Below are 14,935 nucleotides of genomic sequence, written 5' to 3'. Positions count from 1 at the left end.
GCGGGTCGTCCGGCCGGGATGCGGGTCCTGGCCGGGGCTACGGGCGACGCCCCCCTCGTACGGCGCAGGAGCCTTCCGGGGAGAGCACGCCCGCCCCCGGTGGACGCGGGCGTCTTTCCCGGGCGACGGGTCGGGTTGTTCAATGGGGCTGCACAGGAGAGGAGCCCGCCCGTGTCCCCTACCCCCGTGCCCTCCGTCGGCGCCCGTATCCGGCAGGCGCGGCTGGAGCGTGGTCTCGGCCTGCGTGCCCTGGCCCGCGAGGTCGGTGTCTCCGCGAGCCTGGTCTCCCAGATAGAGACCGGGAAGAGCCAGCCGTCGGTCAGCACCCTGTACGCGATCACCACGGCTCTCGGCATCTCCGTGGAAGCCCTCTTCGACGGGCGGGAGACCGCGGTGGCGGCGAGCGAGGCCATCGTCGTACACGCCCTGGCGGCCTTCGCGGCGGATCCCGGCCGACGCATAGGACCCCTGGTCACACCCGGTGAGCGGGAGGTGCTGGAACTGGACTCCGGTGTCGTGTGGGAGCGGCTCGGGCACGTCCCCGGCACCGACGTCGACTTCCTGCTCGTGACGTACCGGCCCGGCGGGTCCTCCTCCACCTCGGGCGGTCTGATGCGGCACCCCGGCACCGAGTACGGCTATCTGACCTCCGGCGAACTCGTCCTCACCCTCGGCTTCGACGAGCAGGTCCTGCGCCCCGGCGACGCCGTCTGCTTCGAGTCCACCACCCCGCATCGCTACCGCAACGACGGCGACGAACCGGCCGTGGGCGTCTGGTTCGTGGCGAGCCGAAGTGTTCAGTGACACTTGACACTCCCCGTGGACGGTCGTTGACTCGATGGTGGGGGTGGTCGCGATGGCGATCCGCACATACGGCCCCAATGCCGTCGACTGGGAAGAGCGCGTAGACCTCGACCGGCTGCGCCGACAGCGCCTGACCCGGCTCCACGACACGCTGAACCGCTCCGAACTGGGCGCCGTGCTCAGCTTCGACTTCGCCAACATCCGCTACATGACCGCCACGCACATCGGCACCTGGGCGATGGACAAGCTGATCCGCTTCGCCCTGCTGGTCCGCGGCGGCGAACCGATCGTGTGGGACTTCGGCTCCGCGGCCCGCCACCACCAGCTCTACAACCCGTGGCTCGACTACAGCGACGGCAAGGACGGGCCGCCCACCGGAGCCCGTGCCGGCATCTCCACTCTGCGCGGTGCCTTCCACCCGGACGCCGGGATCGCCGAGGACGTCGCCGCGAAGATCGCCGCCGAACTGCGCGCCCACGGCCTCGCCGGCGAACCCCTCGGCATCGACGTCGCCGAGATGCCCGTGCTCGCCGCCCTGCGGGCCGAGGGCATCGACGTGGTCGACGGCCAGCAGGTCTTCCTGGAGGCCCGCCGCGTCAAGACCGGCGACGAGATCTCCCTGCTCGCCCAGGCCTGCGCGATGGTCGACGCGGCGTACGAGGAGCTCTACGCCCACCTCCGCCCCGGAATCCGCGAGAACGAGTGCGTCGGGCTGGTCAGCAAGGTTCTCTACGACCTCGGCAGTGAGTACGTCGAAGGCGTCAACGCCATCTCGGGCGAACGCTGTTCACCCCACCCGCACGTCTACAGCGACCGCCTGATCCGCCCCGGCGACCCCGCCTTCTTCGACATCCTGCACAGCCACCTCGGCTACCGCACCTGCTACTACCGCACCTTCGCCGTCGGCAGCGCCTCCCGAGCGCAACGGGACGCGTACGTCCGCTGCCGGGAGTACATGGACCAGGCGATCTCCCTCGTCCGGCCGGGCGCCACGACCGCCGACATCGTCCAAGTGTGGCCGCGCGCAGAGGAGTTCGGCTTCGCCGACGAGACCGCCGCCTTCGCTCTCCAGTACGGCCACGGCGTGGGACTGTCGATCTGGGAGAAGCCCGTCTTCAGCCGCCTGGTCTCCCTCGACCACCCCGAAGTCCTCGAAGAGGGCATGGTGTTCGCCCTGGAGACCTACTGGCCCGCCGCCGACGGCTGGTCCGCCGCCCGGATCGAGGAGGAACTGGTCGTCACCGCCGACGGCTGCGAGGTCATCACCAAGTTCCCCGCCGAGGAACTCCTGGTCGCGGGCCGCAAGTACTGGACGGTCGGCGGCGAGCTCAACACCGCCCGGGAGGCACAGTCCCACCTGAACACCGGGACCGCGGACGGACACCGGGGGAGCGGCGATGGACACCGGTGAACTCCTCGCCCTGTACGAGCAGATGGTCCTCATCCGCCGTACCGAGAAGGCCGCCCACGACCTGTTCCTCCAGGGCCTCGTCAAGGGCACCACCCACCTCGCCGCCGGTCACGAGGCGATCGCCGTCGGCGCGAGCGCCGCCCTGCGCGACGACGACTACGTCTTCGCCACCTATCGCGGCCACCACCACGCGATGGCCCGGGGCGCGACCCCCGAGGAATGCCTCGCCGAACTCATGAGCAGGGCGACGGGGTTGTGCGGGGCCAAGGGCGGCTCCATGCACCTCACCAAGGCGGCCACGAACATGCTCGGTTCCTACGCCATCGTCGGCGCCCACCTCCCGATGGCGGTCGGCGCCGCCTGGTCGGCGAAGCTGCGCGGCACCGGACAGCTCGCGGTCGCCTTCTTCGGGGACGGCGCCACCAACATCGGCGCCTTCCACGAGGCGCTGAACCTGGCCGCCGTGTGGAAGCTGCCGGTGCTGTTCGTCTGCGAGAACAACCTGTACATGGAGTACACCCCGATCGCCGATGTCACCGCGGTGCCCCGGCCCGCCGCCGACCGGGCGCCCGCCTACGGCATCCCCGGTGAGGTCGTCGACGGCAACGACGTCGTCTCCGTCCAGGAGACGGTGGCACGGCTGGCGCGGCGGGCCCGGGCCGGAGACGGGCCCGCCCTGCTGGAGGCCGAGACCTACCGCCACTTCGGGCACAGCCGGACCGACCCGGCGACCTACCGCCCGGCCGAGGAGGTCGAACGCTGGCTCAAGCACGACCCGTTGGACATCGCGCGCGGGCGGCTCGTCGAGGCAGGGGTGCCCGAGGAGAGGGTCGCCGAGGCCGACGAGCGCGCGCGGACCGTCGTACAGGAGGCGGTCGAGGCCGCGAAGAACGCGCCGCCGCCCGATCCCCGCGAGGCCTTCACCGACGTATGGGCGGACGGAGGTGCGGCATGGCGGACGTGATCTCGTACCGGGAGGCGGTCGCCGAGGGCATCGCGCGGGAGATGCGACGCGATCCGTCCGTCGTCTGCCTGGGGGAGGACATCGGTGCGGCCGGCGGGGTGTTCAAGACGACCGCCGGACTGCACAAGGAGTTCGGGTCCGAGCGGGTGTGGGACACGCCGATCTCCGAACAGGCCATCGTGGGCGCGGCGATGGGTGCCGCGATGACCGGGATGCGGCCCGTCGCGGAGATCATGTTCTCGGACTTCCTGGCCTGTTGCTGGGACTACCTCGCCAACGAGATACCCAAAGTGCGCTACATGACGGGTGGTCAGGTGACCGTGCCCCTCGTGGTGCGCACCGCCAACGGTGGCGGGCTCGGTTTCGGCGCCCAGCACTCGCAGGCCACCGAGAACTGGGCACTGACCGTTCCCGGACTGAAGATCGCGGCCCCTGCCACGCCCGCCGACGTCATCGGGATGATGGCGGCGGCCATCCGCAGCGACGACCCGGTCGTGTTCTTCGAGCACAAGGGACTGCTGGCCACCAAGGGGGCGCCCCCGCCGCCGGACCACGTCGTCGAGCTGGGCCGCGCGGCCGTCGTGCGCGAGGGAGCCGACGTGACGCTGGTGGCGCTCGCCTCGATGGTGCCGGTCGCGCTCACGGCCTCGGAGCGGCTCGCCGAGGACGGCATCGGCGTCGAGGTCGTCGACCTGCGCTCCCTCGTGCCGCTCGACACGGCCACCGTGCTCGCCTCCCTCGGACGGACCTCCCGGCTGGTGACCGTCGAGGAGAACCCGTACCAGGGCGGCTGGGGCGCGACGCTCGTCTCCGTCGTGGCCGACGAGGGGTTCGGGCTGCTGGACGCGCCGGTGCGGCGGGTGGCGGGGGAGTGCGTGCCGCTGCCGTTCGCGGACGTGCTGGAGGAACAGGTCATTCCCACCGTCGACAAGGTCGTGGCGGCCGTCAGGAATCTGGCCGCGTACTGAACATCCCTGAGGAGGAAGCGCGATGACCCATCGGATACTCCTTCGTGCCGGACACGTGCTCTCCATGGACCCCGCCGTCGGGGACCTGCCGAGGGGGGACGTCCTCATCGAGGACGGGTGGATCGCGGCCGTGGACCGCGAGATCGGCGCGGACGCCGAAGTCCTCGACATGACCGGCCGCATCGTGATCCCCGGCTTCGTCGACAGCCACCGCCACACCTGGGAGGCGTCGATCCGCAACGTGGCGCCCGACGCCACGCTCGACGACTACTTCGTCGACATCCTCGACACCTTCGCCCCTCTCTACACCCCCGAGGACGTCTACGCCGCCAACCTCGCGGGCGCCCTGGAGTGCCTCAACGCCGGCATCACCACGCTGGTCGACTGGTCCCACATCAACAACACGCCCGAGCACCCGGACGCGGCGATCCGGGCCCTCACGGAGAGCGGCATCCGCGCCCAGTACGCGTACGGCAGCGCCAACACCTCGCTCGCCGACTACTGGTTCGAGAGCAAGATCGCGATTCCGGGCGACGACGTACGCCGGATCCGCACGGAGTACTTCTCCTCCGACGCGGGCCTGCTCACCCTGGCCCTCGCCACCCGCGGCCCCGGTTTCTGCGTCAACGACGTCGTCACCTCCGAGTGGGCCCTCGCCCGCGAGCTGGACATCCCGATCACCGTGCACGTGGCCATGGGACGCCTCGCCGGCCGCTTCGGCATGGTCAAGCAGCTCCACGACCTCGGACTGCTCGGCCCCGACACCACCTACATCCACTGCTGCTACCTGAGCGACGAGGAGTGGCGGCTGGTCGCCGACAGCGGCGGTACGGTCTCCATCGCACCGCAGGTCGAGACGCAGATGGGGCACGGCTGGCCGCCGGTGATGAAGGCGATCGAGCACGGCCTGCGCCCCTCCCTGAGCATCGACGTCGTCACCACCGTGCCCGGCGACATGTTCACCCAGATCCGTGCGGCCTTCGGCGCCGAGCGCGCCCGCGTCAACGCGGCCAGCTGGCAGGCCGACGTCCCGGTCCCCGACACCATGTTGACGGCACGTCAGATGCTGGAGATCGCCACCCGCAACGGCGCCCACGTCGCCGGCCTGGAGGACCGCACCGGATCGCTCACCCCGGGCAAGCGCGCGGACGTCGTCGCGATCGACGCGACCGCCCTGAACGTGGCCCCGGTTCACGACGCGGCCGCAGCGGTGGCGTTGAGCGCGGACGTGTCCAACGTGGAGACGGTCATCGTCGACGGGGTTGTCCGCAAGCGCGACGGCAGGCTCACGGCCGACGTGGCGCGTGCCCGGCGCCTGGTCGAGGAATCCCGCGACCGGCTGCTGGCCGCGAAGGAGGCCCGGGCGTGACCAGGCACCTGGTGCGCCGGGTCACCGACCTCCCGAAGCCGTCGTACGACGAACACGGCTACCGGCGACGGGAGTTGGTCGGCGATGCCGACGGCAGCTCGCACACCGGTTTCGGGGTGTGCGAGCTGCGCCCCGACGGGAGCGTGGCGGCCCATGTCCACTCGTACGAGGAGAGCTTCCACATCCTCGACGGGGCCGTGATCCTCGATGTGCACGAGGGGGCGTATCTGCTGGAGGAGGGCGACTACGGGCTTCTCGCGACCGGTGTTCCGCACGCCTGGCGCGGCGCCGGGGACGGCGTCGCCCGCTGGGCGGACATGCTCGCTCCGGTACCGCGGGCCCGGTACGGGTACGACACCCAGGCGGTCTCCGCTTGGCCGGTGCGCCCACCCGTCCGTATCGACGTCCGCGATCCGCGCACCCGGTCCTTCGGGCATTTCGAGCCCGCCCAGATGGATCCCGGGAAGCAGTCCCAGGACCTGCTCGCGGTGTCGGCGAGCATGCGGACCGCGCTGCTCGTCTACAGCGGGATCACCGTGAAGATGATGGTCGACGGCGACCTGGGAGCGGTCGCCTCGACGATGTTCATGGTGCAGTACGCGCCCGACGGCGTCGCGGGCACGCACGACCACCCCTTCGAGGAGACGTATCTGTTCCTCGAAGGCGAGGCGGACGCGGTCTTCGACGGTTCGCCGTACCGGCTCGGTCCGGGCGACTGCGCCTGGGCGGGCTCCGGTTGTGTGCACGGCTTCTCCAACGCCGGTGCGGGGCCGCTGCGTTGGCTGGAGACGCAGGCGCCGCAGCCGCCGGTGCGGCACTCTTACCGATTCACCCGGGACTGGGACTACCTGAGGGAGGCTTCCCGATGAGCGGCGTGGTGGTGATCGGGGGAACCTCGGGCATCGGCAGGGAGTTCGCCCGGGTGCGTGCCGAGCGCGGCGACGAGGTGGTGATCACCGGGCGCGACCCTCACCGCACCGACACCGTCGCCAAGGAGATCGGCGCCCGGGGACTCGCCCTGGACCTCGCGCGGCCGAAGGGGATCGTCGACGCGCTGAGCGACGTGGAGGCCGTCGACCACCTGGTGATCGCGGCCATCTCCCGCGACGAGAACCGCGTCACCGCGTACGACATCGACGCCGCCGTGCATCTCGTCACGCTCAAGCTCGTCGGCTACACCGCGGTCGTGCACGCACTGCGGTCCCGGCTGCACGAGGACAGCGCCATCGTGCTGTTCGGCGGACAGGCCAAGGAGCGGCCCTACCCGGGCGCGACGACGGTGGCGACCGTCAACGCCGGGGTGAGGGGGCTGATGCACTCGCTGGCCGTCGAACTCGCTCCCGTCCGGGTCAACGCGATCCATCCCGGAGTGGTGGGGGACAGCCCCTACTGGCGGGCCAAGCCGGAGGAGGTCCTGGCGGGCCTGCGGGCCAGGACCCCGACCGGACGGCTCGCGACCGTGGCGGACGTGGTGGACGCCGTGGACTTCCTGCTGCGCAACGGCTCGGTCAACGCGGTGGAGTTGAGCGTGGACGGCGGATGGCTGCTGGGATGAGCCCTGGTGCTCCGTCCCGCGGGCTCAACGCTTGATGCCGACCGCCCCGTACAGCGACACGGGGTCGCCCTCCTCGCGTGCGTCCGGACGCCAGCGCGACAGGGACACGATCCCCGGCTCAAGGACCTCGAGTCCCTTGAAGAGACGGCTCACTTCGTCGTGCGAGCGGGCCACCAGGGTGACCCCGCTCGCCGTGTAGGCCGCGATGCCCGCGTGCACCCGCTCCGGATCGAAGTCCGCCGTCAGCGCCGACAGCACCAGACAACTGCCCGGAGCCAGCGCGCCGACCAGCGTGTCCACCAGCTCCTGGGCGCCGTCCTCGTCGGAGATGAAGTGCAGCAGCGCGACCAGCGACAGCGCGACGGGCTGCTCGAAGTCGAGGACGGCGGAGGCGCCTTGGAGGATCCGCTGCGGCTCGCGGGCGTCCGCCTGGAGATAGTGCGTCGCCCCCTCCGGGGTGCCGTGCAACAGGGCCGCCGCGTGGGCCAGGACGATCGGGTCGTTGTCGACGTACACGATCCGGGCGTCCGGTACGGCGGACTGGGCGATCTGGTGGAGGTTGGGCTCGGTGGGGATGCCGGAGCCGATGTCGAGGAACTGGCGGATTCCCGCCTCCCGTACGACGACCCGGGTGGCGCGCTCCATGAACCGGCGGTTGGCGCGCGCCTGCCGGGGAGCGTCCCCCTGTGCCGTGATCGCGCGTCCGAGCTCCTCGTCGACGGGGTAGTTGTCCTTCCCGCCGAGGAACCAGTCGTACACCCGGGCCGGATGCGGCCTGCTCGTGTCGATCCGCCGGCCGGCCGACTCGGTCCCGGTCACACAAAGCTCCTCTGCTCGACGGAATGTGCGAGCAGTGTGCCATGTCACCCGGCGCGCCGGAGGCTGTCTTCGGCCACCTCGCCGTCGATCGCCGCCCGTACCAACGCGGCGGCGAGAACGTCCGGTTGGGCGTCACCGGCCAGCTCGATCAGCCGGTCGGGATCCTTCGGCAGGCCGAGCCGCTCGGCGCCCGCAAGCACCTTGCCGTCCAGACAGGGCGCGACCTCCGGCCAGACGCCCTGCACCTCACGCAGGAAGATGTCGGCACCGGCCGGCCCGATACCGGGGAACTCCTGGAGCAGGCGCCGCAGTTCGGCTACGTCGCCGTCCGCCTCCGCGCGCAGTCGGCGCAGATCACCGCCCCATCGCTCGGTCAACAGCTCGGCGCCACGGCCGAGTTGCGTCGCCGTACGTTCGTCGTAGCGTCGGTAGCCGCCGCGGCCCAGCGCCTCCACCCGCTCCTGCCGGCCGGCCCGGGCCATGCGGCGGGGGTCGCGCAGTCCCGCCCTGTGCAGTTCGCGCGCGGTCGCGATCGCGACGGAGCCGCGGATGCGGGCACTGAGCAGGAGGGACAGCACCAGCAGCCGGTACAGGGGCTGCGGGGTGTCCTTCAGCGTGATGCCCGCCTCCGCGGCGTACGTCCGTCCATGCGCGCCGACGAGTTCCCGTACGACGCGCTCGGCCCTGGTCACCGCCTGAGCGGGTCGTGTCCGACGGACATCAGCCGCTGCCTGCGGACGCTGTCCTCGGCCTGGGGTTCGTTCTCCACGTCGGCATCCGCGGTGACGGTGTCCACCACCTCGTACATCACCTCGATGTCGTCGTCGGTCAGGTCCGTGCGCCGCTTCTGGAGGATCGCCAGGACATGCTGCCCGGTCGGCTCACCCGCGTGCTCCGGCAGCGGTTCCGCGGACTCGGTGGCCTCGCTGACCCGCAACCAGGCGGCCAGCTCCTGTGAGGTCATGTTCACCGCGCGGTGGAAGTCCTCCCACAGCGCGTCGAGTTCGAGAGCGTCGGTCATCGCATGCGCCTTTCCGTGGGTGTTTCCGGCCGGTCAGTCCCGGGGCCAGTTCTCGGCCTCGAACATCCAGCGCTGCTTCTCCAGCTCGGCGGTGATGCCGATCAGCAGGTCCTGCGTGACCGGGTCGGCCTTCTCGGTGGCCTCGATGCGTTCGCGCAGCCGGCCGATGGCCGCTTCCAGCGTCTCCACGATCAGCCGGACGACCTCGTCGTCCCGGATCCAGCCGCTCTTCGAGCCCGGCAGCGTGTAGGCGGCCGCGATCGTCTCCGGTCGGCCGTCGGGCGCCACACCCAGAGCAGCGGCGCGCTCCGCCACCGTGTCGGAGAACGTGCGGGCCGTCGACACCACCTCGTCCAACTGGAGGTGGATGGACCGGAAACGCGGGCCCACGATGTTCCAGTGCGCCTGCTTCCCGATCAGCGACAGGCCGATCAGATCGACCAGGGTGCTCTGCAGGGCCTCCCCGACCGTCTCGCGGGCGGATTCGGACAGGGTGCTCCTGACCACAGTCATACCGTGCTCCTCCTTCTGGCATGGTCGATGCCGGTACGGAGCAGTTCGTCGCGTTCCTGCTCGCAGGTTCCGCCCCACACGCCCGAGGTCTGCCCACTGCTGAGCGCCAGATCGAGGCACTCGGGGGCGACCGGGCAGCGGGCGCACACCCGCTTCGCCGCCGCGGTGTCCCGCAGCGCGGGTCCTTGCGTGCCCACGGGGAAGAACAGCTCGGGGTCCTCGCCCACGCAGGCCGCTCGACGCAACCACTCCATGGGGGCGCGGGTGCCCCGGGCGTACTCGTGCAAACAGTGGTGTCTCAGCCGGTGAGCACGCCGTCGAGGAAGTCCGTCACGTCTGCGAAGACCTCCGCCTTGTTCGTCTCGTGGAACACCTCGTGCCGGGCTCCGGCGTAGGTCCGCTCGGTGAACGTCCCGCCCCTGATGCCCTCGACGCCTACGCGGCTTCCGGCGAGCGGGACCAGCCGGTCGTCGTCGCCGTGCAGCCACAGCAGCGGGAGCGGCCCGACGTCACCGCCCTGCGACACGGTCTCCAGGGTGCGGGCGAACGCCTCCACCGTCGGCCGCTTCATCGGCCCGTGCCAGACGAGGGGGTCCGCCCGGTACGCGGCGCCCACCTCGGGGTCCCGGGAGAGCGAGGCCGGGCTGACGGGCGTGTCCGGGATCTCGTCGAGGGCGAGCAGTGTCCCGGGCAGCTCCCAGGCACCGATCACCGGCCCCGAGAGCACGAGCGCGGCGAGCTCGCTGCCGTACCGCTGGGCGAAGCGGGCGGCGATCAGGCCACCCATGGAGTGCCCGACCAGGACGAGGGGGACGCCGGGGTGGGCGGCCCGGGCCAGGTCCGCCACCGCGTGAACGTCCGTGACCACGTCCTCGAAGTCCTCGATCAGGACCCGTTCCCCGGCGGACTTCCCGTGCCCGGTGTGATCGGGCCCGAAGACGGCCGCGCCGTGCGCCACCAGGACCTGGGCGAGCTCCTCGTACCGTCCGACGTGCTCCCCGTATCCGTGCACCACGAGGGCCAGGTACCGGGGGCGCTCGTGCGGCCACTCGCGCACGGTGAGGAGGCCGTGGGTTCCGGTGAGGACGTGCTCGGCCATGTCTGCTCCCGCTGCGCTATAGTCCGAAACTAGCAGTGCTAATTAAAGCTGTTCGGTCCCCCGATGACGACGGTCAGGAGTCCTTTCGTGCGCCCCGTCCACTTCGCGGCCGCCCGCCGCACCCCCATCGGCAGACTCCGCGGCGCCCTGTCCGCCGTACGCCCCGACGACCTTGCCGCGACCGTGATCCGCGCCCTGGTCGCCGACGTGCCCGCACTCGACCCGGCGCGGATCGACGACGTCTACTGGGGCGCCGCCAACCAGGCCGGCGAGGACAACCGCAACGTGGCCCGCATGGCCGCCCTGCTCGCCGGACTGCCCGAGACCGTACCCGGCGCCACCGTCAACCGGCTGTGCGCCTCCGGCCTGGAGGCCGTGACGACCGCGGCCCGCACCATCGCCGCCGGCGAGGCCGACATCGTGCTCGCGGGCGGCTCCGAGTCGATGAGCCGCGCCCCCTTCGTGCTGCCCCGCCCCGACGAGGCCCTCCCGCACCGGATCGAGACCCACGACACCCGGCTCGGCTGGCGCCTGGTCAATCCGGCCATGAAGGAACTCCACGGCCTGCTGCCCATGGGCGAGACCGCCGAGGAGGTCGCGGGGCGCTACGGCATTTCGCGCGAACGCCAGGACGAGTTCGCCCTGCGCAGCCACCGCCTCGCCGCCGAGGCCCGCAAGAACGGCCACTTCGACGACGAACTCCTCCCGGTGGAGCGTCCCGACGGCGTGCTCGTCGACAGCGACGAGTGCATCCGCGAGGACACCTCCTACGACAAGCTGGCCCGCCTGAAGCCCGTCTTCCGGACCGGCGGCACGGTCACGGCGGGCAACGCCTCCCCGATGAACGACGGCGCGGCAGGACTCCTCCTGGTCAGCGAAGAGGCCCTGAACGACCTGGGGCTTGAGTCCCTGGGCCGCTACGCCGCCGGCGCCTCGGCCGGCGTCCACCCCGACGTGATGGGCATCGGTCCCGTCCCCGCCACCCGCAAGGCGCTCGCCCGCGTGGACTGGAGCATCGGCGACATCGAGGAGGCCGAGTTCAACGAGGCCTTCGCCGCCCAGGCCCTCGCCTGCGTCGACGAGCTCGGCATCGACCCCGACCGCGTCAACCCGACCGGCGGTGCGATCGCGCTGGGCCACCCGCTCGGCTGCTCGGGCGCCCGCATCCTCACGACCCTGCTGCACCGGATGCGCCGTACGGGGGCGGCCCGCGGTCTTGCGACGATGTGTGTGGGAGTGGGGCAGGGCAGCGCGGTGCTGGTGGAGCGGCACTAGCGGCAGTGGCGGAGGGGCACTGCCGGGAGCGCGGCAACAGGACCACACGGCGAGACGGCACTTACAAGATCTCTTACCTGCGCCTAGCATCGGTCTCCGCATGGACACGATGACGCTCTGGCACATCTCCGTCTGGGAGTTCGCCGCGCTCGCCGCCGCGGCCCTGCTCGTCGGCTTCTCCAAGACGGCCGTGAGCGGGGCCAACACGGTCAGCCTCGCGATCTTCGCCGCGGTGCTGCCCGCCCGCGCCTCCACCGGCGCGCTGCTGCCGATCCTGATCGCCGGGGACGTGCTCGCGGTGCTCACCTACCGACGACACGCCCACTGGCCCACCCTCTGGCGGCTGTTCCCGGCGGTCGCGGTCGGTGTCGTCGCCGGCACGCTGTTCCTGCAGTGGGCGGACGACGGGATCGTCCGCACGTCGATCGGCGCGATCCTCCTCTTCATGGCCGCGGTGACGGTCTGGCGCCGCCGCACGGCCGACACGGACGAGGAACCCGACTCGGTCGCCACCCGGACCGGCCGCGTCAAGGCCCGCTCCTACGGCGTCCTCGGCGGCTTCACCACCATGGTCGCCAACGCCGGCGGCCCGGTGATGTCGATGTACCTGCTGTCGGCGGGCTTCCGCAAACTCGGCTTCCTCGGCACCTCGGCGTTCTTCTTCCTGATCGTCAACGTCTCCAAGGTGCCCTTCAGCGTCGGCCTCGGCCTGATCGACGGCCACTCGCTGCTGCTCGACCTCGCCCTCGTGGCGTTCGTCGTGCCCGGCGCGTTCCTCGGCAAGTGGGCCGTGAACCGGATCAACCAGCGGCTCTTCGAACAGCTGGTGATCGCGGCGACGATCGTGGGCGGCGTACAGCTACTGCTGCGCTGAAGCGCCGAGCAGCGCCGGCAGGTCCGCGAAGGACTCGATCACGTGGTCGGGCGTGCCACTGGCCGAGCGGTGGGTCTCCGGGAGGTACTTCCCGGTCTTCACGAGCACCCCGGTCAGCCCGGCGCGCTGCGCCGCCAGCACGTCTGACTCGATGTCGTCCCCCACCATCAGCGCCTCGTCCGCCCCGACCCCGAGCCGGGCGAGCGCCGCCTCGAAGAACGCGGGCGACGGCTTGCCGGTGACCTCGGCCTCGGTCCTGGCGGCCCGCTCCAGGCCGGCCAGGAAGGCCCCGGCGTCGAGCTGGAGCCCGTCTTCGGTACGCCAGTACAGATTGCGGTGCATCGCCACGAGCCGGGCCCCGCGCTGGAGATGCCCGAAGGCGTGGTTGAGCGCGGTGTAACCGAACTCGGGCCCGGCGCCCCCGAGGACGACGACATCGACGTCCTCGGCCTCGCCGCCGACCAGTGTGACGCCCGCGAGATCCTCGGCGATGTCCCCGCTGTTCAGCAATGTGCAGCGGGCGCCGGGACAGTGGTCGGCCAGATACGAGGCAGTGACCGCGGGCGCGGTGAGAATGTCCTCCGCCCGCACCGGGAACCCCGCCCCCTCCAGCACCGCGGCGATCGACGCCCGGGTCCGCGAGGTCGTGTTCGTCACCAGCGCGACCCCGAATCCGGCCTCCCGGACCTCCCGTAACGCCGCCACCGCCCGCGGCAGCGGCGCCCACGACACGGTGAGAACTCCGTCGATGTCGATCAGGACCGCGCGCACGGATGCCATGCCCGGACCATAACCACGGACGGGCGGGAACGCCTGTTGTCGTGCGCTGCCCGATGTCCTGCCGAGGGGGCAGGCGTGGGCCGAAGTCGCATACCCGTCCGTCCTGCATGTCCTGCCGTCGGGGGTGGCCGTCGGTCGTAGTCGCCACCCGTCGTGCCCCCGCGCGCCTCCGACCTCGTACGCTTCCCGCCATGTCCCCGCACATCCTGATCCTCGGCGGCACCACCGAGGCCCGCGAACTGGCCGCCGCGCTCGCGTCGCGTCCGGGGTGGCGCGTCACCACCTCTCTCGCGGGGCGGGTGACCCGGCCGGGCAAGGTCGCGGGGGAAGTACGGATCGGGGGGTTCGGCGGGGCGGAGGGGCTGGCCGACTGGCTGCGGGAGGAGCAGGCCGACGCACTGGTCGACGCCACGCATCCCTTCGCCCGCGCCATCACCGCCCACGCGGCCCGGGCGTCCGCGGCGACCGGCGTGCCCTGCGTGGTGCTGCGCCGCCCGGGCTGGCAGCCCGGACCGGGGGACCGCTGGCATCCGGTCGACTCCCTCGACGTGGCCGCCCAGTTGCTGCCGAGCCTCGGCCGGCGGGTGTTCCTGACCACCGGTCGCATGGAGCTCGCCGCCTTCGCCCACCTCACCGAACTGCACTTCGTCGTACGGTCGGTGGAACTGCCCGAGCCGCCCATGCCCCCGCGCACCGAAGTCCTCCTGGCCCGCGGCCCGTTCACGGTGACCGACGAGTCGGCCCTCCTCCACGACCACCGCATCGACGTCCTGGTCACCAAGGACAGCGGGGGAGCGGCCACCTCGGCCAAACTCACGGCCGCCCGCCAACTGTCCCTGCCCGTGGTGGTCGTACGCCGACCGCCCCTCCCGGACGGGGTGACGGCGGTGCCGGACGTGGCGGGAGTGCAGAGGTGGCTGGACCTCCTCAACCCGCGATGACGGAGTCCCGCATGCGGTCGATCGCGCGAAGCACCTCGTCACGGTTCTTGGCGCGTTTGACCCAGGCGGGCAGACGCGCGACGCAGGTCATCTTCCGGCCGTGCTTGTACCATGGCGCCCGCTCCCGCAAGGAGGCGGCCACGAACCGTCTGATCAGGTCCAGGTGGGCGAGGTTGTACGCCCACAGTTCTCCGTGCCTGGTCCCCGCGGACAGCCACAGGGCGGGCCGGGCGCACCGGTCCGCGGGGCCGCAGAGGCCGCACGAGCGGCAGATCACGCGGGGTGCCGGGGTCGTCCCGCGCTCGAAGTGGGCGATCCCGTCGCAGCGCGGGCAGCGCACGAGTACCGAGTCGCCGAAGTCGAAGGCGGTCGAGCCGGGGTCGTGGAAGCGTGCGGGCGCCGGGGGCATCCGACGAGTATGGGTCCCGCCGTCCCGTTCGGCACGCGGTTTTCAGGCGCGGTGCTGCCCGTCGACTCCCGTGTCCACCGCGGCCCGCAGGTCCGTGTCCGACGGGCGGCCCAGGCCCCGCTCGACCCGCTCC

18 protein-coding genes are annotated in these 14,935 nt (G+C 71.7%); 10 read left to right on the top strand and 8 right to left on the bottom strand.

Annotated elements, in window-relative coordinates; genetic code table 11:
* Nucleotides 1-171 precede the first annotated feature (171 nt).
* From D1369_RS05115 to D1369_RS05085, 7 genes are read left to right on the top strand one after another with little or no spacing between them, the layout of a single operon-like run.
* Complete coding sequence (locus D1369_RS05115; RefSeq protein ID WP_037902127.1) at nt 172-804, top strand: XRE family transcriptional regulator; 633 nt, start codon at nt 172-174, stop codon at nt 802-804.
* A 52-nt stretch (nt 805-856) separates the two neighbouring features.
* Complete coding sequence (locus D1369_RS05110) at nt 857-2,215, top strand: M24 family metallopeptidase (protein WP_007386219.1); 1,359 nt, start codon at nt 857-859, stop codon at nt 2,213-2,215.
* Nucleotides 2,202-3,179, top strand: a complete 978-nt coding sequence (locus D1369_RS05105) for a thiamine pyrophosphate-dependent dehydrogenase E1 component subunit alpha (protein WP_007386220.1) — start codon at nt 2,202-2,204, stop codon at nt 3,177-3,179. The genes D1369_RS05110 and D1369_RS05105 overlap by 14 nt, the downstream gene beginning before the upstream one ends.
* Complete coding sequence (locus D1369_RS05100) at nt 3,167-4,147, top strand: alpha-ketoacid dehydrogenase subunit beta (protein WP_007386221.1); 981 nt, start codon at nt 3,167-3,169, stop codon at nt 4,145-4,147. Before D1369_RS05105 ends, D1369_RS05100 begins: the two co-directional genes overlap by 13 nt.
* 22 nt (nt 4,148-4,169) lie before the next feature.
* The gene (locus D1369_RS05095; protein ID WP_007386222.1) at nt 4,170-5,516 is read left to right on the top strand and encodes an amidohydrolase family protein; all 1,347 of its coding nucleotides are present in this window, start codon (nt 4,170-4,172) and stop codon (nt 5,514-5,516) included.
* Entirely contained in the window at nt 5,513-6,385 is an 873-nt protein-coding gene (locus D1369_RS05090) for a cupin domain-containing protein (protein WP_007386223.1), read from the top strand. Before D1369_RS05095 ends, D1369_RS05090 begins: the two co-directional genes overlap by 4 nt.
* The gene (locus D1369_RS05085) at nt 6,382-7,071 is read left to right on the top strand and encodes an SDR family oxidoreductase (RefSeq protein WP_118082291.1); all 690 of its coding nucleotides are present in this window, start codon (nt 6,382-6,384) and stop codon (nt 7,069-7,071) included. Before D1369_RS05090 ends, D1369_RS05085 begins: the two co-directional genes overlap by 4 nt.
* A 24-nt stretch (nt 7,072-7,095) precedes the next feature.
* Here D1369_RS05085 and D1369_RS05080 read toward each other — a convergent pair whose 3' ends face one another.
* Genes D1369_RS05080 through D1369_RS05055 form a run of 6 tightly spaced genes read right to left on the bottom strand, consistent with a single transcriptional unit; the run spans nt 7,096 to nt 10,523 of the window.
* On the bottom strand, nt 7,096-7,890 hold the full coding sequence (locus tag D1369_RS05080) for an SAM-dependent methyltransferase (protein ID WP_037902130.1): 795 nt from the start codon (nt 7,888-7,890) through the stop codon (nt 7,096-7,098).
* Nucleotides 7,891-7,934: 44 nt separating this feature from the next.
* Nucleotides 7,935-8,582 carry an endonuclease gene (locus tag D1369_RS05075; RefSeq protein ID WP_118082290.1) on the bottom strand — a complete coding sequence of 216 codons (648 nt, stop codon included), beginning with the start codon at nt 8,580-8,582 and terminating at the stop codon, nt 7,935-7,937.
* On the bottom strand, nt 8,579-8,911 hold the full coding sequence (locus D1369_RS05070; RefSeq protein ID WP_007386225.1) for a DUF3140 domain-containing protein: 333 nt from the start codon (nt 8,909-8,911) through the stop codon (nt 8,579-8,581). The genes D1369_RS05075 and D1369_RS05070 overlap by 4 nt, the downstream gene beginning before the upstream one ends.
* Before the next feature lie 33 nt (nt 8,912-8,944).
* Nucleotides 8,945-9,424, bottom strand: coding sequence for a DNA starvation/stationary phase protection protein (locus D1369_RS05065; protein ID WP_007386226.1), 480 nt, complete (start codon nt 9,422-9,424; stop codon nt 8,945-8,947).
* A complete protein-coding gene (locus D1369_RS05060; protein WP_007386227.1) occupies nt 9,421-9,678 on the bottom strand; it encodes a WhiB family transcriptional regulator in 258 nt (85 codons plus the stop codon). Before D1369_RS05060 ends, D1369_RS05065 begins: the two co-directional genes overlap by 4 nt.
* A gap of 44 nt (nt 9,679-9,722) precedes the next feature.
* Nucleotides 9,723-10,523 (bottom strand): alpha/beta hydrolase, encoded by an 801-nt coding sequence (locus D1369_RS05055; protein ID WP_007386228.1) that lies wholly within the window; start codon nt 10,521-10,523, stop codon nt 9,723-9,725.
* 87 nt (nt 10,524-10,610) lie between these two features.
* Here D1369_RS05055 and D1369_RS05050 point away from each other — a divergent pair, with 87 nt between their 5' ends.
* Complete coding sequence (locus tag D1369_RS05050; protein WP_007386229.1) at nt 10,611-11,798, top strand: thiolase family protein; 1,188 nt, start codon at nt 10,611-10,613, stop codon at nt 11,796-11,798.
* Between the two features lie 100 nt (nt 11,799-11,898).
* Nucleotides 11,899-12,672 (top strand): sulfite exporter TauE/SafE family protein, encoded by a 774-nt coding sequence (locus D1369_RS05045; RefSeq protein ID WP_007386230.1) that lies wholly within the window; start codon nt 11,899-11,901, stop codon nt 12,670-12,672.
* Here the strand turns inward: D1369_RS05045 and D1369_RS05040 are convergent.
* A complete protein-coding gene (locus D1369_RS05040; protein ID WP_007386231.1) occupies nt 12,658-13,452 on the bottom strand; it encodes an HAD-IIA family hydrolase in 795 nt (264 codons plus the stop codon). The two genes, D1369_RS05045 and D1369_RS05040, sit on opposite strands and share 15 nt — an antisense overlap.
* Nucleotides 13,453-13,643: 191 nt before the next feature.
* Here D1369_RS05040 and D1369_RS05035 point away from each other — a divergent pair, with 191 nt between their 5' ends.
* Complete coding sequence (locus tag D1369_RS05035; RefSeq protein ID WP_007386232.1) at nt 13,644-14,393, top strand: cobalt-precorrin-6A reductase; 750 nt, start codon at nt 13,644-13,646, stop codon at nt 14,391-14,393.
* On the opposite strand, the gene D1369_RS05030 is transcribed toward D1369_RS05035, so the two are convergent.
* The gene (locus D1369_RS05030) at nt 14,380-14,802 is read right to left on the bottom strand and encodes a hypothetical protein (RefSeq protein WP_007386233.1); all 423 of its coding nucleotides are present in this window, start codon (nt 14,800-14,802) and stop codon (nt 14,380-14,382) included. The genes D1369_RS05035 and D1369_RS05030 overlap by 14 nt on opposite strands.
* Between the last annotated feature and the right edge of the window lie 133 nt (nt 14,803-14,935).

The sequence above is a fragment of the Streptomyces sp. CC0208 genome (assembly GCF_003443735.1).
Classification (GTDB): domain Bacteria; phylum Actinomycetota; class Actinomycetes; order Streptomycetales; family Streptomycetaceae; genus Streptomyces; species Streptomyces sviceus.
The sequence above is the reverse complement of the archived record's forward strand: the minus strand, read 5'-3'. Positions and strand labels throughout refer to the sequence as shown.